Here is an 18,103-nt window from a genome sequence, read left to right as displayed (position 1 = left end):
TTGTTATCAAAAGTGTCTTCGCCTGAATCCGGACAAACCCCTGCGTGGGCGCAGACCATGTGACGCAGTGCACAGATGCGTCACCGACCTATCCCTAGAATGTTTGCCCCACCCCCCAAGGCATTCATGACACAGGGCTCCATCCGGATTCGCGGCGCGCGCCAGCACAACCTCCAGAACCTCGACCTCGACATCCGCACCGGCGAGATGACCGTGGTCACCGGGCCCAGCGGCTCGGGCAAATCGAGCCTCGTGTTCGACACCCTCTACGCCGAAGGCCAGCGGCGCTACGTGGAGACCTTCTCCGCCTACGCGCGACAGTTCCTGGACCGCATGGACAAGCCGGCCGTCGACAAGGTGGAGGGCGTGCCGCCCGCCATCGCCATCGACCAGACCAACCCGGTGCGCTCCTCGCGCTCCACGGTCGGCACGATGACCGAGCTGAACGACCACCTGAAGCTGCTCTATGCCCGTGCGGCGCAGCTTTTCGACCGCGAGACTGCGCTCCCGGTGCGCCACGACTCGCCCGACAGCATCTATGCGCAGATCGCCGAGCGCGCGGCCGCGGCGGGTGATCCGCGGCTGGTCATCACTTTCCCGGTCGAGCTGCCTGCAGGCACGTCGGCCGAAGAAGTGACGCAGTGGCTTTCGGCCAGCGGCTTCACGCGGGTGCAGTCAGAGCGCGAGGTGGCCACGCCCACCGGCGCGCGCAAGGTGCTCGACGTGGTGGCCGACCGCTTTCGCATCTCGAGCGCCGAGCGTTCGCGCGTGGTGGAAGCGATCGAGGTGGCCCTCAAGCGCGGCAGCGGGCGCGTCACGGTGTACGCCACCGGCGCTGAAGAAAACGCACCGACCGATGTGTGGAAGTTCTCCACCGGCCTGCATTGCCCCGAGAGCGACATCCGCTACACCGACCCGATCCCGTCGATGTTCTCGTTCAACTCGGCGGTCGGCGCCTGCGACACCTGCCGCGGCTTCGGCCGCGTGATCGGCGTCGACCTGGGCCTCGTGATCCCGAACGACAAGCTCACGCTGCGCGCCGGCGCGATCAAGACCATCCAGACCCCCGCGTGGAAAGAGGCGCAGGACGACCTCATGCGCCACGCCGAGGCCGCCGGCGTTCCGCGCGACACGCCCTGGAACAAGCTCACCGAGGAGCAGAAGCACTGGGTGATCGAGGGCACGCCCAACTACAAAGAAGGCAACTGGAACAAGCAGTGGTATGGCGTGCGCCGCTTCTTCGCCTACCTGGAGAGCAAGGCCTACAAGATGCACATCCGTGTGCTCTTGTCCAAGTACCGCAGCTACACGCCGTGCCCCGTCTGCAGCGGCGCGCGGCTAAAGCTCGACAGCCTGCTCTGGCGCATCGGCAGCAAGGAAGACGCCGACGCGGTGCTGCCGCCCGAAAAGCGCTTCATGCCGACCGGCGTCAAGTGGTCGCGTGCGCAGCTCGAAGCGCTGCCGGGGCTTTGCCTGCACGACCTGATGCTCCTGCCCATCGAGCGGCTGCGCAGGTTCTTCGACCGCGTCGAGCACCACGGCAACGGCAGCCCCGCGAGCGAAGGCGAGGCGCAGGCGCTGAAGCTGCTGTTCGAGGAAATCACCACCCGCCTGCGCTACCTGCACGACGTGGGCATCGGCTACCTCACGCTCGACCGCCAGAGCCGCACGCTCTCGGGCGGCGAAGTGCAGCGCATCAACCTCACGACCGCGCTCGGCACCTCGCTGGTCAACACGCTCTTCGTGCTCGACGAGCCCAGCATCGGCCTGCACCCGCGTGACATGAACCGCATCACCGAGGCCATGCTGCGCCTGCGCGATGCGGGCAACACGCTCGTGGTGGTCGAGCACGACCCGGCCGTCATGCTCGCGGCCGACCGCGTGATCGACATGGGCCCCGGCCCCGGCATCCGCGGTGGGCAGATCGTGTTCGACGGCACGACCGACCAATTGCGCGACGCCGACACCCTCACTGGCCAGTACCTGGGCGGCCGCAAGAAGATCGGCATGGGCTTCAAGCGCCTGGTGAGCGAGAACACGCACCGGCTCATCCTCGAAGGCGCGCGCGAGCACAACCTGCAGAACGTGACGGTCGAGTTCCCGCTCGCGCGGCTGGTGTGCGTCACCGGCGTGAGCGGCTCGGGCAAGTCGACGCTGATCCAGGACGTGCTGGCGCCCGCGCTCATGCGCCACTTCGGCAAGGCGACGGAAACGCCGGGTGCGCACGATCGCCTGCTGGGCGCCGATCACCTGGGGGACGTGGTCTTCGTCGACCAGTCGCCCATCGGCAAGACCGCGCGCTCCAACCCGGCGAGCTACGTGGGCGCGTGGGACGCGATCCGCGAAATCTTCGCCACCGCGGCGCTCTCGCGCCAGCGCGGCTACACCGCGAGCAAGTTCAGCTTCAACTCCGGCGACGGGCGCTGCCCGACCTGCGGCGGCTCGGGCTTCGAGCACGTCGAGATGCAGTTCCTCTCGGACGTGTACCTGCGCTGCCCCGATTGCGACGGCAAGCGCTACCGCCCCGAAATCCTCGAAGTGAAGGTCGAGCGCAAGGGCAGGAACTACAACGTGGCCGACGTGCTCGACCTCACCGTGGCCGAGGCGGCCGCCGTGTTCGAGGCCGACCGCGACGTGCTGCGCGTGCTGCAGCCGATTTCCGACGTGGGCCTGGACTACGTCAAGCTCGGCCAGCCGGTGCCCACGCTCTCGGGCGGCGAAGCCCAGCGCCTGAAGCTCGCGGGCTTCCTCGCCGAAGCCGCCAAGAGCGCCACGGCAAGCAAGCAGTCGGTCGCACGCAAGGGCACGCTGTTCCTGTTCGACGAGCCGACCACGGGCCTGCACTTCGACGACATCGCGCGCCTGATGCGCGCGCTGCGCAAGCTTCTGGACGCGGGCCATTCGCTGATCGTGATCGAGCACAACCTGGACGTGATCCGCGCGAGCGACTGGTGCATCGATCTCGGCCCCGAAGGCGGCGAGGGCGGTGGCAAGGTGGTGGCCGAGGGCACGCCCGAGCAGCTGCGCGAGAACCGCGCCTCGCTCACCGGCGCCGCGCTGGCCGACTACGAGCTGGCCATCGGTCCCGAGGCCTACAAGGTGGCCGAGCGCGCGGCACGGCGCTACATCGCGAACGCGAAGACGGCGCCCGGCAGCCACGCGATCGAAATCGTGAATGCGCGCGAGCACAACCTGAAGAACCTCAGCGTGGACATTCCGCGCGGCAAGTTCAGCGTGGTGACGGGCGTAAGCGGCTCGGGCAAATCGACGCTGGCCTTCGACATCCTCTTCAACGAAGGGCAGCGACGGTATCTCGAATCGCTCAACGCGTACGCGCGCAGCATCGTGCAGCCGGCGGGGCGCCCCGAGGTCGATGCCGTCTACGGCATTCCGCCGACCGTGGCCATCGAGCAGCGCCTCTCGCGCGGCGGCCGCAAGAGCACGGTGGGCACGACCACCGAGGTGTGGCACTTCCTGCGCCTCCTGTATGTGAAGCTGGGCATCCAGCACTGCATCCACGACGGCGCGGCCGTGCAGCCGCAGACGCCCGACAGCATCGCTGCGCAGTTGATGCGCAACTTCAAGGGCCAGCACATCGGCCTGCTCGCGCCGCTGGTGAGCAACCGCAAGGGCGTGTACACCGAGCTGGCCGACTGGGCGCGGCCGCGCGGCTTCACGCACCTGCGCGTGGACGGCGACTTCCTGCCGACCACGGGCTTCCCGCGCATCGACCGCTTCAAGGAGCACAGCATCGAGCTGCCGGTGGCCAGCCTCGACGTGCTGCCCTCCAGCGAGAACGAACTGCGCGAGGCGCTCACCAAGGCGCTCGAACACGGCAAGGGCGTGGTGCATGTGCTGAGCCAGCTCGACGGCCTGAAGGCCGCGATGATGGCCGGCGTTTCGGCCGCCGGCATCGGCCGCGTCAACGTGTTCTCCACGCTGCGCGCCTGCCCGGTGTGCAGCACCAGTTATGCCGAGCTCGATCCGCGCCTCTTCAGCTACAACAGCAAGCACGGCTGGTGCCCAGACTGCGTGGGCACGGGCGTCAAGCTCAGCAAGGACCAGCGCAAGGTCTTCGACGATTCGATCCGCGACGACGACAACAAGGGCCGCGAACAGACCTTCGCCGAGCCCGAGATCGAAGACCTGGCCGACACCGCCTGCCCGACCTGCGAAGGCACGCGCCTGAACGCCACGGCGCGCGCCGTGGGCTTCGGCACCGCGGCCGACGGCTCGGGCGGCATCGGCATCACCGAGCTCGCGCGCATGAGCGTGACCGAGGTGCGCCAGTGGTTCGAAGGGCTGGTGCTCACCGGCCGCGAGGCCGAGATCGCACGCGACCTGGTGCCCGAGATCAAGAGCCGCCTCGAATTCCTCGAAGAGGTGGGCCTGGGGTATCTTACGCTCGACCGCGGCGCGCCCACGCTCTCGGGCGGCGAGGCGCAGCGTATCCGTCTCGCGGCGCAGCTGGGCAGCAACCTGCAGGGCGTGTGCTACGTGCTCGACGAGCCGACCATCGGCCTGCATGCGCGCGACAACCAGATCCTGCTGAACGCACTGCACAAGCTCGGCGAGAAGGGCAACACGCTGGTGGTGGTGGAGCACGACGAAGACACCATCCGCCGCGCCGACCACATCATCGACATCGGTCCGAGCGCCGGCAAGCGCGGCGGGCGCCTGGTGGCCGAAGGCTCGGTGGCCGACATCGAGGCCGCAGGCGATTCGCAGACCGGCCGGTACCTCCGCGATGCCATCAAGCATCCGCTGCAGGCGCGGCGCCTGATCCCTTCGCCCAACCCGAAGGCGGAAGACAGCGGCCAATGGCTCACCGTGCACGGCGCCGACCTGCACAACCTGCAGGACGTGACCGCCACGCTGCCGCTGCACCGCCTCGTGGTGGTCACCGGCGTCAGCGGTTCGGGCAAGTCGACGCTCGCGCGCGACGTGCTGCTGGCCAGCGTGCAGGGCATCGTGATCCAGCGCATGACCAAGGCCGGCCGCGACGCCGACGCCGCGGGCAAGCGCGCGGCCTGGGCCGGCTGCAGCAAGGTCGAGGGCTACGAGACCATCGACCGCGTGCTCGAGGTCGACCAGACCCCCATCGGCAAGACGCCGCGCAGCTGCCCGGCCACCTACATCGGCTTCTGGGACACCATCCGCAAGCTCTTCGCCGACACGCTCGAGGCCAAGGCGCGCGGCTACGGCCCGGCGCGCTTCAGCTTCAACACCGGCGAAGGCCGCTGCCCGGGCTGCGAAGGCGCGGGCGTGCGCACCATCGAGATGAGCTTCCTGCCCGACGTGAAGGTGCCCTGCGAGGTGTGCCACGGCGCGCGCTTCAACCCCGAGACGCTGGCCGTGAGCTGGCGCGGCAAGAGCATCGGCGACGTGCTGAAGATGGAAGTGGACGAGGCGGTCGAGTTCTTCGCGGCCATGCCCAACATCAGCCATCCGCTGCAGTTGCTCAAGGACGTGGGGCTGGGCTACCTCACGCTGGGACAGCCCTCGCCCACGCTCTCGGGCGGCGAAGCGCAGCGCATCAAGCTGGTGACCGAGCTGAGCAAGGTGCGCGACGACATCACCCGCCGCGGCCAGAAGGCGCCGCACACGCTGTACGTGCTCGACGAGCCGACCGTGGGCCTGCACATGGCCGACGTCGAAAAGCTGATCCACGTGCTGCACCGGCTGGTGAACGGCGGCCACAGCGTGGTTGTGATCGAGCACGACCTGGACCTGATCGCCGAGGCCGACTGGATCATCGACCTCGGTCCGGAAGGCGGGAACGCCGGCGGACGCATCGTTGCCGCGGCGCCGCCGGAGGAGGTCGTGCGACTGGCTACCCATACGGGTAAAGCCTTGGCACCGGTACTGGCGCGGTGATGCAGGCAGGCGCAGAATGGTTCGAACCCTTGGCGCAGGCGCATCCTGAATCAGCCATGGTGGAGTGAACATGTGAGGGGATGAAGCGCCGTGCCGGGCTACGCAAGGAGCCATGTCATGACCCGCTTCATCGATGTTCACAGCCTGGTTCGCCTGGTGGATGAAACCGGCGTTCCGCAATTCCTCGAGGCGCTGGCCGACGCGCTGCGCGACGACTTCCTTCGCTGGCGCGAGTTCGACAAGAAGGCGCGCGTCGCGAGTCACTCGCACCTTGGCGTGATCGAGCTGATGCCGGTGGCCGACGACGGCGCCTACGCCTTCAAGTACGTCAACGGGCATCCGCACAACACGTCGGTCGGGCTGCCGACCGTCATGGCCTTCGGCGTGCTGGCGGAGGTCGACACCGGCTATCCGGTGCTGCTGTCCGAACTCACCCTCACCACCGCGCTGCGCACGGCCGCCACTTCGGCGATGGCGGCAAAGGCCCTGGCGCGGGCCGATTCGCGCAGCCTCGCACTGATCGGCAACGGCTCGCAGAGCGAGTTCCAGGCGCTGGCCTTCCACGCGCTCCTGGGCATCGAGGAAGTGCGCGTGTTCGACACCGACGCGCACGCCACCGACAAGCTGGTGCGGCATCTTTCGGCCTGCACGCCGCTGGAGATCGTGCGCGCACGCTCGGCCGCCGATGCGGTGCGCGGCGCGGACATCGTCACCACCGTCACCGCCCATCAAGGCCACGCGACCGTGCTCACGCCCGAGATGATCGAGCCGGGCATGCACATCAACGCGGTCGGCGGCGATTCGCCCGGCAAGACCGAGCTGCACCCCGACGTGCTGCGGCGCGCGCGCGTGTTCGTCGAATACGAGGCGCAGACCCGCATCGAGGGCGAGATCCAGCAGCTGGCGGCCGATTTCCCGGTGCATGAACTGTGGAAGGTGCTGCTCGGCGAAGTGCCCGGGCGCGAGACCGCCGAACAGGTCACGGTGTTCGATTCGGTCGGCTTCGCGCTGGAGGACTACACCGCGCTGCGCTACATCCACCAGCTGGCCATCGAGCGCGGCATCGGCCAGAAGATCGCGCTGGTGCCGGAGCTGGACGACCCGAAGGACCTGTTCGAGCTCACCGCGTCCGGCAGGCGCCGGGCGGTGCTGAGGCGTGCGGCATGATCGGCGACTTCCGCAACGCCGACCCTGTTTTTCTTCATGCTCACCATCTACAACGACCAGCACGCACTGCATCAAGGCAAAGTCGAAATGTTCCGTGGCGAGCTGGTGCCCTGCTTCGAGGTGCCGGCCCGCGTCGACCATGTGAGGCATGAGCTGGAGCGCCGCGGGCTCGGTTCGCTGCAGGCGCCCGATGCGCTCGACGATGCGCTGCTCGCGAAGGTGCATGCACCGCGCTACCTGGAGTTCATCGCAGGCGCATGGGACGAGTGGGTGGCGCTCGATCCGGCGAATGCATCGCGCGACGCGCTCCCCTCGTACTGGCCCACGCGCGGCATGCGCACCGACGTGCTGCCGCAGAGCTTTCCGGCGCGCCTGGGGTTGTTCTCTTTCGATGCGGGCACGCCGCTCACGGCCGGCAGTTGGGCCGCCGCGCGGCAGGGCGCGGCGTGCGCCTGGACGGCGACGCAGCGCGTCCTCGGCGGCGAGCGCTCGGCCTTCGCGCTGACGCGGCCTCCGGGCCATCATGCGGGCGCCGACTTCTTCGGCGGCTACTGCTTCGTCAACAACGCCGCGGTGGCCGCAGAGGCGCTGCGCGACGCGGGTGTCGAGCGCGTCGCGGTGCTCGACGTGGACTACCACCACGGCAACGGCACGCAGTCCATCTTCTACGAGCGCAGCGACGTGCACTTCGCCAGCCTGCACGGCGATCCGTTCACCGACTACCCGTATTACCTCGGCCACGCCGACGAGCGCGGCGCCGGCCCAGGCGAAGGCTTCAACCACAACCTGCCGCTGCCGCGCGGCACCGACTTCACCGCATGGCGCGCGGCGCTCAAGACGGCACTCGACGGCATCGCGAAGGTGAAGGCCGGCGCGCTCGTGGTCTCGCTCGGCGTCGACACTTTCGAGGGCGATCCGATCTCCGGCTTCAAGCTCAAGAGCGACGACTACTTGCGCATGGGAGAAGACCTCGCGCGCGTGGGGTTACCGACGGTGTTCGTTTTCGAAGGCGGTTATGCGGTGGCCGAAGTGGGCATCAACACGGTGAACGTGCTCGAGGGTTTCGGCCAGGCGGCGCGCTGAGGAACCTCGGCGACAGCAATCGGGTGAGCCCCGATTGCCGCATCGGGCGGGGCAGGGCCCAATCCGCGGTTCTTCAAGTTTTCAGGAGCCTTCGCCATGTCCCGCCGTTCCCTTCTCTGTGCCGCCACGCTCGCCGCGTGCGGCCTCGCATTTCCGCTGGCGGCGCTTGCCCAGGCTTTTCCAAACAAGCCGATCAAGCTGGTCATCGCGTTCCCCGCGGGTGGCCCGACCGACATCACGATGCGCCAGCTCGCCGACAACGCGAGCAAGATCCTCGGCCAGCCGGTGATCATCGACAACAAGCCCGGGGCCGGCGGCACGCTGCCCGCACAGGCGCTGCAGACCGCGCAGCCCGACGGCTACACCGTCGCGCAGATTCCGCTGGGCGTGTTTCGCCTCGGCTACACCACCAAGATCAACTGGGACCCGCTCAAGGACATCACCTACGTCCTGAACGTCACCGGCTACGCCTTCGGCATCGTGGTGCCGGCCAACAGCCCGTTCAAGACCTGGGCCGACTTCGTCGCCTACGCCAAGGCCAACCCCGGCAAGCTCACCTACGGCTCGACCGGCACGCTGACCAGCCCGCACCTGACGACCGAGATCGTCGCGCAGAAGGCCGGCATCGAACTGCAGCACGTGCCCTACAAGGGCAGCGCCGACCTGATGCTCGCGGTGGTCAGCGGGCAGCTGATGGCCGCCGCCGACAGCACCGGCTTCGCGCCGCAAGTGGAGGCCGGCAAGCTGCGCGTGCTGAACACCTGGGGCGAGAAGCGCTTGGCCAAGTTCCCCGACGCGCCCACGCTCAAGGAACTGGGCTACGACGTGGTGCAGAACTCGCCCTTCGGCATCGGCGCGCCCAAGGGCACGTCGCCCGAGGTGGTGAAGAAGCTGCACGACGCGTTCAAGCAGGCGATGGAAGAGCCGAGCTACGTGGCCTCGCTCGGCCGCTACGACATGCTGCCGAACTACATGAGCTCGGCGACGTACACCAAGTTCGCGCAGGACACGGTGGTCAAGGAGAAGGTGGTCATCGAGAAGCTGGGGTTGGCGAAGGAGAAATAACGCGCTCTATCGGGAGCCCTGAAGGATGGGCGTGAGGGCGACGTTGATATAGAAATTGCCGCGCCCGATCTTCTGTTTCTGCAGAAAGCCTCCCTCGACCAGTGCTTCCAGGTACTTGGTCGCCGTGAGGCGCGAGACCTGCAGGTCTCGCTGCACGAATTCGATCTTCGTGTACGGATGGGTGAACAGGTTGTTGATCAGGTCCTGGCTGTAGAACTTGTAGCCCGCGCGAATCCGGTGCTTGTAATCGAACAGGGCCGCCTTGACCGCGTTGACGGTCGCAATGGTTTGGCTTGCAGTCCGTTCTACGGCGTCCAGCAGGTAAAGAACCCATTCTTCCCATGCATCGTCGTCGCGCACGCTCTGCAGCAACCGGTAGTAGTCAGCCTTGGTGCGCATGATGTGGCTGCTCAGGTAGAGCACGGGGATGTCGAGCAGCCGCTCCTTCACCAGGTAGAGCACATTGATAATGCGCCCTGTGCGTCCGTTGCCGTCGTAGAACGGATGGATGCTCTCGAACTGATGGTGGATCAGCGCCATCTTGATCAACGGGTCGACAGCGAACGAATCGGCTTCGTTGATAAAACGTTCCAGCGCTCGCATCAGTGCGACGATCTCGGTGGGGTCTTGCGGCGGCATGTAGACGGTCCGGCCGCCGCCATCTTTCAGTGCGGTACCCGGCAGCTTGCGAAAACCCGCGTTGTTTCTTTCGAGTTCGGACTGGATTACAAGGATGTGATTGGTCGTGATCAGCCCGCTCTCGCGCACCTGCTCGAAGCCCACGCGCAATGCTTGCCTGTACCGCAACACCTCTTTGGCCGCCGGATTGGCGAACGCCTCGGGCAGGACGTCATCCTTGAACAATTCGTCGTGCGTGGTGACGATGTTCTCTATCTCCGAGCTGTCCTTTGCTTCCTGCAAGCCCAGGGTGTTGATCAGGATGCCCTGATTGGGGATAGCTGCAGCGATGCCCTTGAGCTCCGCCAACTGTCGGCTTGCACTGGCGAGCTTTTTCAGAATGGCGGGCGTATCAAAACGCGCCGGGTCGAGGTGTTCGAGGGGTTGAGGGGAATGCATAGGCGTCTCGGATTCCTATACATGTTAGACCTGACATGTATAAAAAAACGAATTTTCTATACATGACAGATGCCATCGTTCAAGAAGACTTTAAAAAAGCGAGACAAACTAGCGGGCGGCCGGCGCGATTGCAAACAGTTCCCCCACCAACCGCTCCGCCAGCTCCGGCTTCACCGGATCGGCCCCGAACACCAAGCGGAACACGATCGGCGCAATCAGGTGATCGATCACCTGCTGCGCCTCGGGCGCATGCTCGCCGCGGGCATGCGCCTGCTCGACGAGCGTCAGCGCTTCCTTGCGGCGGTTGCGCAGGCAATCGGTGTCCGCATCGCCGGTGGCCAGCGCGGCTGCGGCTTTCAACAGGGACTTGCTGCAGGGCTGCGCCAGGTGCGTGATGAGCTCCTGCGCCCACGCGATCAGGTCTTCGCGCAGCGTGCCGGTGTTCGGCAGCGGGCGGTCCGGGTCCAGCCGGCGCGTGGCCGTCTCGGCCAGAAGACCTGACAGATCCCCCCATCGGCGGTAGATGCTGGAGGCGCTGACGCCCGCGCGTTCGGCCACGGCCGGCACGGTGACGCGCTCGCTCCCCTGTTCGGCCACCAGTTGTTCGAGGGCGGTGCGCACCAGTGCCTGCACCTGGGCGCTGCGGCCGCCGGGGCGCTTGCTGGGAAGGACGACATCGTTCATGCGAGGACTTTAACGCAAAGTTATTTGCTTTAGTGGATCTGCAGGTCTAGAATCGCAAAAGCTAAAAAAGTTGCGTTAAGGATCAGATATGTCTTCCTCCTGCCCTGAACTCGCCGTTGCCACGGCCGACGTCGCTGCCCGTTCCAAGCCGTGGCGCCTGCCGTCGGCGGTCGGTTTTCCGTTGCTGGCCGCGGTGCTCTTCGCCTTTTTCTTCGCGGCCGCCGCGCCGACGCCGCTGTTCGTCGTGTTCCAGCATGCCTGGGGCTTCTCGGCGTCGATGCTCACGGTGGCGTTCGCGATCTACGCGATCGCGCTGCTGATCTCGCTGCTGGTGGCCGGCTCGCTGTCCGACCACATCGGCCGCCGACCGGTCGTGCTGGCGGCGCTGGTGCTGCAGGCAGTGGCGATGGGACTCTTCGTGCTGGCGCAGGACATCGCCGGGCTGATCGGCGCGCGTATCGTGCAGGGCGTGGCCACGGGCATCGCGAGCGGCGCGTTGAGCGCGGCGGTGGTCGAGGCGGCGCCGGCATCCCGCAAGCGCCTGGGCGCGCTGATCACCAGCGTGTCGCCGCTCGCGGGCCTTGCGGTGGGCGCGCTGCTGACCGGCATGGCGGTGAAGTTCAGCGGCCAGCCGGTGATGCTGGTGTTCGGCGTGCTGGCCGGCGTGTTCGCGGTGGGCGCCGTCGTGGTGCTGTGGATGCCCGAGACCGTCACGCCGCGCCCCGGCGCGCTGGCCTCGCTGGTGCCGCGCGTGTCGATCCCCGCGCGGGCACGGGCCGACTTCGTGCGCGGCCTGCCGGTGTTCATCGCGGTGTGGGCGTTGGGCGGCCTGTACCTGTCGCTTGCGCCGTCGCTGATGCTGCATGTGTTCCACATCGACAACGGCGTGGTCAACGGGCTCACGGTGGCGGTGCTTTCGGGCTTCGGCGCGCTCGCGCCCACGTTGCTCGGCCGCTTCCCCGCGCCGCGCACCGTGGTCTTCGGCGCGGCCAGCATCGCGGTCGGGCTGGTGTTGCTGCTGGCGTCGCTGGCGACGAAGTCGCTCGCGCTGTTCTTCGTGGGCACCGCGATCGCGGGCCTGGGCTTCGGCGGTGCGTTCTCGGCGCTGGTGCAGACGCTGGCGCCGCTGGCAGATTCGCACGAGCGCGGCGAACTCTTCGCCGCGATCTTCGTGGTCTGCTACCTCGCGTTCAGCCTGCCGGCGATGCTCGCGGGCTTCCTGGTGAAGCCGCTCGGCCTGCTGAACACGGTGGAAGGCTACGCGGCCGTGCTGCTGCTGATCGCAGCCTTGGGCATCTGGCGGCAATGGGCGGCGCTGCGCCGCCTGCCGGTCAGCCGATAGCGCGCGCCGAGAGAATCGCGCGCGCCGCTTCGGCAAAACCGACGCCGCGCTCGCCTTCGGTCACGTAGCGCGGCAGGTGCTCCAGCTGCGGCACGAAGCGCGCCACGTTCGCCACGCCGATGCTGCCCGCGAAGGTGCGGAACATCAGCTGGTCGTTGGTGGAATCGCCCACGTAGGCCCAGCGGTCGAGTTCGTCGTCGAGCGTGCGGCCCCACAGCTCGCGCACGATCCAGCGCGCGCCCTCGAGCTTGTCGTTGTCGCCGTACCAGCCGTTGATGTGGATGCTGCTCACCGTGGCGTGCATGCCCTCGCTGCGCATCAGCGCGACGACCTGCGCGATGGTCTCCTCGCCCAGCTGCACGAACTCGCTGTGGTCGATGGCGATGTCGGTCTCGCGCCCCGCCGAATCGGTGGCGCGCTGCGCGCCCGGAATCTCGCGCTCGATGCGCGCCAGCACCGCCTGCATGCGCTCGAAGTTGGCGGCGCGCGCGGGCGCATCCTGCTGGTAGCGCTTCTCGATCTGCCCGCCGGGGGCGGGCAGGAGCGCCACCGCGCCGTTCTCCGCCACGATCGCATCGACCGGCCAGGTGTTGACGAAAGGCAGGCTCCAGCCCACCGGCCGGCCGGTGATCGCCACGATGGCGAAGCCGGCTACCTTCAGGTCGCCCAGTGCCTGCAGCGCATCGGCCGTGATCGCACCGTCGGTGGTGAGCGTGTCGTCGATGTCCGTGAACACGCCGGCGATCGCGCTGCGCGCCGATGCCGCCCAGCGATCGAGCGGCAGCAGGTGCGTGGGCGAGGCGGGGAGGGCGGACGAAGACGATGAAGAAGACATGGCGATGAATCTCTGGAGAGCCCGAGATCGTACCGGCGCTTTCGTGTAGCATCCCGCCCCCGCCGCGCCTTCCAGGCCGGCGCGGCACATTTCCATGCCCCACATCCTCGTCGACAACCTTCTCAAGACCTACCGGATTTCCGAGCGCGACCCGGGCGTGATGGGTGCGTTGCGCGGCCTGCTGCAGCGCCGGCACCGGACGGTGGAGGCGCTCGCCGGCGTGTCATTCGAGCTGCAGCGCGGCGAGCTGCTCGGCTTCATCGGGCCGAACGGCGCGGGCAAGTCGACCACCATCAAGATCCTCGCAGGCATCCTGCGGCCCGACGGCGGGCGCGTGGAGATCGACGGCCGCGATCCCTTCGCGGACCGCGAGCGCCACGTGGGGCGCATCGGCGTGGTCTTCGGCCAGCGCACGCAGTTGTGGTGGGACCTGCCCGTGGGCGACGGCTTCGACCTCTTGCGCGACATCTACCGCGTCGATCCGCAGCGCTATCGGCGCACGCGCGACGAGCTGGTCGCGCTGCTGCACCTGGAACGCGTGCTCGACCAGCCGGTGCGCCAGCTCTCGCTGGGCCAGCGCATGCGCGCGGAGATCGCGGCGGCGCTGCTGCACGAGCCCGACATCCTCTTTCTCGACGAGCCGACCATCGGCCTCGATGCGCCCTCCAAGCTCGCGGTGCGCGACTTCGTGCGCCGCGCCAACCGCGAGCGCGGCACGACGGTGCTGCTGACCACGCACGACATGCACGATATCGAGGCGCTGGCCCAGCGCGTGATCGTCATCGGCCACGGCCGCGTGCTGGCCGACAGCCCGGTCGAGGCGCTGCGCGCGCAGGTGATGGCCGAGCGCCGGTTGATCGTCGATTTCTCGCAGGACGCCGCGTTGCCCGCGCAGGTGCCCGGCGCCACGGTGCGCGCACGCGACGGCCAGACGCTGGTGCTGGATTTCGATCCTTCGGTGACCACCGCGCCGGCGCTGATCGCGCGCATCGCGGCCGAACACGCGGTGGAAGACATTCGACTCGAAGGCATGGCGATCGAGGCGGTGATCGCACGCTTCTACGCCATGCATGGAGCGGCCGAAGCGTGATGCAGCTGCGAACCCTCGTGCGCCCCTACGTCGCGGCTTTCGCCTCGCGCTTCCTGCAGATGCTGCAGTACCGCACCGCTGCACTTGCGGGGTTCGCGACGCAGTGCTGGTGGGGCGGTATCAAGGTGATGGTGTTCGCCGCCTTCTATGGCGGCACGGCCATCGCAGGCGCGAGTTCGTCGATGTCGCTCGAACAGGCCATCACCTATACATGGCTGGCCCAGGGGCTGCTCGTGCTGCTGCCCTGGCTCGGCGACCCCGAAGTGGCTCAGGCCGTGCGCACCGGCGCGGTTGCCTACGACAGGCTGCGCCCGGTGGACGCCTATGCGCTGTGGTTCGCACGCAGCGCCGGATGGATCGCCGCGCGCGTGCTGCCGCGCGTGGCACTGATGGCGGCATCCGCGGCGGTCGCATTGCCGTTGGCGGGGCTCGGCGAATGGGCGTGGCAGTTGCCCGCGAGCTGGACCGCGGGGCTCGCGTTCCTTGTGTCCACGGTGCTGGCGCTGCTGCTGTCGGCATCGATGGTGATGCTGCTCAACGTCGCCGCCACCGCAGCGCTCAACGAGCGCGGCATCAGCGCGGTGGCGACGCCTGTCGTCATCGTGCTCTCGGGCAACCTGCTGCCGCTCGCGCTGCTGCCGGACGCCTGGCAGACGGTGCTGCTGGTCCAGCCGCTGGCCGGGCTCATGGACATCCCGGCGCGGCTGTACTTCGGGCAACTCGCCGGGTGGCATGCCTTGGCCGCGCTGGGGCTGCAGTGCTTCTGGATCGCCGCGCTGGTCGCGGCGGGGCGCCTGGCGATGGGCCGCACGATGCGCAGCCTCCAGATCCAGGGCGGCTGACCGGGATGGGCTCGCTCGCTCTTTTCTTTCGCCTCGTGCGCGCGTCCATCGGCGGCCAGGCGCGCTATCCGGCCTCGGCGCTGATGCTGACGGTCGGCCAGTTCCTGGGGACAGGCATCGAGGTGATCGTCGTATGGGCGCTCTTTCACCGCTTCGGCGACGTGCAGGGCTGGCGCATCGGCGAAGTGGCGCTGTTCTACGGGTTGGTCAACTGCATGTTCGCGCTGGCCGACGCACTGGGCCGCGGCTTCGACGTGCTCGGCACCGAGTTCCTGCGCACCGGCGCCTTCGACCGCCTGCTGCTGCGGCCGCGTCCCCTGGCGCTGCAACTGATGGGCAACGACTTCCGTATCAGCCGCGCGGGCCGCCTGCTGCAGGGCCTGGCCGTCGTGGCGTTCGCCACGCAGCAGGCGGGCATCGAATGGACACCGGCCGCGGTGGCGATCGCGCTGTTCGCGCTGGCCGGCGGCGTCGCGCTGTTCCTGGGCATCCTCGTGCTGCAGGGCACGCTGTCGTTCTGGACCGTCGAGAGCCTGGAGATCGCCAACGTGCTCACCTACGGCGGCGTGCAGGCGGCGCAGTACCCGCTCGCGCTGTACGCGCGGTGGTTTCGTCGCGTGCTGACCTTCGTGGTACCGCTGGCCTGCGTGGCCTATTACCCGGCGCTGGCGATCCTGGGCAAGGTCGATCCGCTCGGCGCGCCGGCCTGGGTCGGCATCGTTTCGCCGGCCACGGGCTTCGTGTTCCTGGCGGCTGCCTTCGGCGTGTGGCGGCTGGGGGTGCGCCGCTACGCGTCGACAGGCAGCTAGGACTTTTTCGCAGGCTGCTTCAATCCACCAGGTTGAGCTGGATGTAGCCCTGCGTGTTGACGTTGGTGCGCGCGCCGATGAGCACGCTGAGGCCGGACGACCTGGCTTCAAAGTACTTGTTGGCTCCAGAGCCGTTCACGCTGCGCAGCGCCGATGGGCCGCCGATCACGGTCACCGGGAAGCTCAGCGTGCCGATGGTGCCGTTTACGCTGGTGCTCGTGCGCTCGTTCAGGCCGGCATTCAGCACCGAGGAACCCCATGCACCGTCGCTGGAATGGCCGTGCGCTGTGACCGAAGGCCATGCCGCCGATTCGGGCAGCCCGATGCGCAAGATCGTGCTGGCCTGGCTCGCACCGAACGCAGCGCGCAACTGGATGTTCTGGCCACCGATGCGGGCCATGTGGAAGATCTGGCCCTGGTTAGGGTCCGGGTTGTCGAGCCGGATGGCCTGCCAACGGGCGTTGGCGGCGTCCCAGGCGACCGAATACCCGATCTGGGATCCGGCCGGGCACGCATCGACGGCAGAGATCGTGTTGCTGTTGCACAGCACCATGCCCGTGCCTGCACCCTGGATCCTGAACGTGGTGATGGACGAGTCCGCGCCGCTGGCGTTGCGGGTCACGGCCAGTTGGTTGAACGTGCCGTCGAGGTCCGCGGCACGGGTCACGAAGGCGCGCGCGGCGATGAATGGCTGCGCCGCATAAGTAGTCGGATTCGAGTAGGCCACTGCGAACGGGAACCCGCCGACGACCGCGTCGCCGGAGGCCCTGAAGCGCGCCGTGTTGTATGGCGTGGCCGCCACCCGGTCCGTGGCGAAGACATAGGTGCCTGCTTCCGCCGCGTCGTCCGCGAGCGCACCGGCCACGGTTGCGCCCGTGTTGTCGGTCATCTCGTAGCGCTTGGTGTCGAGGTTGATGCGCAGCGTCTGTTGTGTGCCGTTGACGGTGAACACCTTGTAGCGGCCGTTGCGCGGGTCGCCGGGCGAACCGCTTTCGACAAGCCCGAAGGCGATGTAGCCCACGGTGCTCTCGATGGTGCGGAAGCCGGTCACGATGGCCAGGCCTGCACCCTGCGCGACGTGGTACTTCTCGGTGCCATTGGTCACCACCCGAATACCCTCAGGACCCGAGGCCAGCGGCGTGACGGGGACGGTCAGGGTCCTGTAGTTGTCTTCCGCGTATGCGGCGGCGCGCAGGTAGGTGGTGGTGTCCAGGGTCGTTCTGCCCCAGGTGCCCACCGTGGAGCCACCGCGCGTCGTGACGGACGGCCAGCTGGCCGACTCCGGCACGGCCAGTCGGAAAACCTGCGTGTCGGGATCGCTCGTGCTGGCGCCGGCCGAGAGGTAGACGTTCTGGCCGTTGATGCGGGTCACACGGAAACCGATCTTGTCGTCGGGATTGGCGACGTTGGTGCCGGTCCATCTCGCGCTGGCGTCCACAGCCAGCGCGTAGGACCGCCTCGATCCCGTGGGGCAGGCGTCGATCGTGTAGATCGTGTTGTCGAAACACATATCGAGCAAGGTGCCCGTGCCGGAGATGCGCAGCGGCACGACCTGGGAGTCGACGCTGCCGTTGCGGCTGTGGCTGATTCCCAGGCGGTTGTAGACGCCGTCCAGCGTTGCACCGGCCGTCACGAAGGTCCGAGCGGCAATAAAGGGCTGCACCGCGTAGGTTGCGGGGTTCGAGTAAGCGTTCGCAAACGGGAACTGGCCGACCACGGCGTCGGCGGTGATGCGGAAGCGCGCCAGGTTCATGAGGGCGGGGACGCGCGTGGTGTCGAAGACGTAGGTGCCGGGTTCGGTGAAGTCTTCAGCAAAGCTGCCTGACGCCGAGGCCCCTTCCGGGTCGGTCATCACGTAGCTTTTCGCGTTCATGTTGATCGACAGGGTCAGTTGCGTGCCATTGGCCGCGTAGACCGCGTAGCTCCCGTTTCGCGAATCCGGGGCATCGAGCCGGCCCTGGACACCCGACAGATCGGGTCCGGCGTTGTCGCCGATCTGGGCCATGAAGGAAGGTGCCGGATCGTCGCTGAGTGCCTGGAGCACCGCCGACGAGGACTGCGCATCGGACTCGGCCACCTTGCCGAGCCCTCCGGCTGAAATGCCTCCCGAACCGCTGGAACCCCCGCCGCCTCCGCAGCCAGAGAGAACCAGACACACCAGCGCTGCACTCGACAGCGACTTCGACCAACTGACAGCGAACATCAGTCTCCTCCCGCGTGTTATCGACGATG

General features: G+C 67.8%; 12 protein-coding genes. 8 read left to right on the top strand and 4 right to left on the bottom strand.

Going from position 1 to position 18,103, the window contains the following annotated elements:
* Positions 1 to 126: 126 nt before the first annotated feature.
* The 4 genes from uvrA (at position 127) to RT97_RS10260 (ending at position 9,192) form a co-directional block, all read left to right on the top strand.
* Positions 127 to 5,877, top strand: a complete 5,751-nt coding sequence (gene uvrA, locus RT97_RS10275; RefSeq protein ID WP_042578686.1) for an excinuclease ABC subunit UvrA — start codon at positions 127 to 129, stop codon at positions 5,875 to 5,877.
* 117 nt (positions 5,878 to 5,994) lie between these two features.
* Entirely contained in the window at positions 5,995 to 7,044 is a 1,050-nt protein-coding gene (locus tag RT97_RS10270; protein ID WP_042578685.1) for an ornithine cyclodeaminase, read from the top strand.
* A gap of 36 nt (positions 7,045 to 7,080) precedes the next feature.
* Complete coding sequence (locus RT97_RS10265; RefSeq protein WP_042578684.1) at positions 7,081 to 8,127, top strand: histone deacetylase family protein; 1,047 nt, start codon at positions 7,081 to 7,083, stop codon at positions 8,125 to 8,127.
* Positions 8,128 to 8,223: 96 nt separating this feature from the next.
* Positions 8,224 to 9,192, top strand: coding sequence for a Bug family tripartite tricarboxylate transporter substrate binding protein (locus RT97_RS10260; protein WP_042578683.1), 969 nt, complete (start codon positions 8,224 to 8,226; stop codon positions 9,190 to 9,192).
* A gap of 6 nt (positions 9,193 to 9,198) precedes the next feature.
* Here RT97_RS10260 and RT97_RS10255 read toward each other — a convergent pair whose 3' ends face one another.
* Positions 9,199 to 10,269, bottom strand: coding sequence for a Fic family protein (locus tag RT97_RS10255; protein WP_042578682.1), 1,071 nt, complete (start codon positions 10,267 to 10,269; stop codon positions 9,199 to 9,201).
* Between the two features lie 108 nt (positions 10,270 to 10,377).
* Positions 10,378 to 10,953 carry a TetR/AcrR family transcriptional regulator gene (locus RT97_RS10250; RefSeq protein ID WP_042578681.1) on the bottom strand — a complete coding sequence of 192 codons (576 nt, stop codon included), beginning with the start codon at positions 10,951 to 10,953 and terminating at the stop codon, positions 10,378 to 10,380.
* Positions 10,954 to 11,041: 88 nt separating this feature from the next.
* Between RT97_RS10250 and RT97_RS10245 the strand changes: the two genes are divergently transcribed.
* Positions 11,042 to 12,295 carry an MFS transporter gene (locus RT97_RS10245; RefSeq protein WP_042578680.1) on the top strand — a complete coding sequence of 418 codons (1,254 nt, stop codon included), beginning with the start codon at positions 11,042 to 11,044 and terminating at the stop codon, positions 12,293 to 12,295.
* Here the strand turns inward: RT97_RS10245 and RT97_RS10240 are convergent.
* Positions 12,285 to 13,130, bottom strand: a complete 846-nt coding sequence (locus RT97_RS10240) for an HAD-IIB family hydrolase (RefSeq protein WP_042578679.1) — start codon at positions 13,128 to 13,130, stop codon at positions 12,285 to 12,287. The two genes, RT97_RS10245 and RT97_RS10240, sit on opposite strands and share 11 nt — an antisense overlap.
* Positions 13,131 to 13,224: 94 nt before the next feature.
* Here RT97_RS10240 and RT97_RS10235 point away from each other — a divergent pair, with 94 nt between their 5' ends.
* From RT97_RS10235 to RT97_RS10225, 3 genes are read left to right on the top strand one after another with little or no spacing between them, the layout of a single operon-like run.
* Positions 13,225 to 14,220, top strand: a complete 996-nt coding sequence (locus RT97_RS10235; RefSeq protein WP_042578678.1) for an ABC transporter ATP-binding protein — start codon at positions 13,225 to 13,227, stop codon at positions 14,218 to 14,220.
* A complete protein-coding gene (locus tag RT97_RS10230; RefSeq protein ID WP_042578677.1) occupies positions 14,220 to 15,062 on the top strand; it encodes an ABC transporter permease in 843 nt (280 codons plus the stop codon). The genes RT97_RS10235 and RT97_RS10230 overlap by 1 nt, the downstream gene beginning before the upstream one ends.
* Before the next feature lie 5 nt (positions 15,063 to 15,067).
* Positions 15,068 to 15,871, top strand: a complete 804-nt coding sequence (locus RT97_RS10225; protein WP_042578676.1) for an ABC transporter permease — start codon at positions 15,068 to 15,070, stop codon at positions 15,869 to 15,871.
* Between the two features lie 19 nt (positions 15,872 to 15,890).
* Here RT97_RS10225 and RT97_RS10220 read toward each other — a convergent pair whose 3' ends face one another.
* Positions 15,891 to 18,074 carry a hypothetical protein gene (locus tag RT97_RS10220; protein ID WP_155403777.1) on the bottom strand — a complete coding sequence of 728 codons (2,184 nt, stop codon included), beginning with the start codon at positions 18,072 to 18,074 and terminating at the stop codon, positions 15,891 to 15,893.
* Between the last annotated feature and the right edge of the window lie 29 nt (positions 18,075 to 18,103).

This window comes from Variovorax paradoxus (assembly GCF_000834655.1).
Lineage (GTDB): Bacteria > Pseudomonadota > Gammaproteobacteria > Burkholderiales > Burkholderiaceae_C > Variovorax > Variovorax paradoxus_F.
Note: the sequence above shows the minus strand (reverse complement) of the source record. Positions and strands in the feature narration are given on the sequence as shown.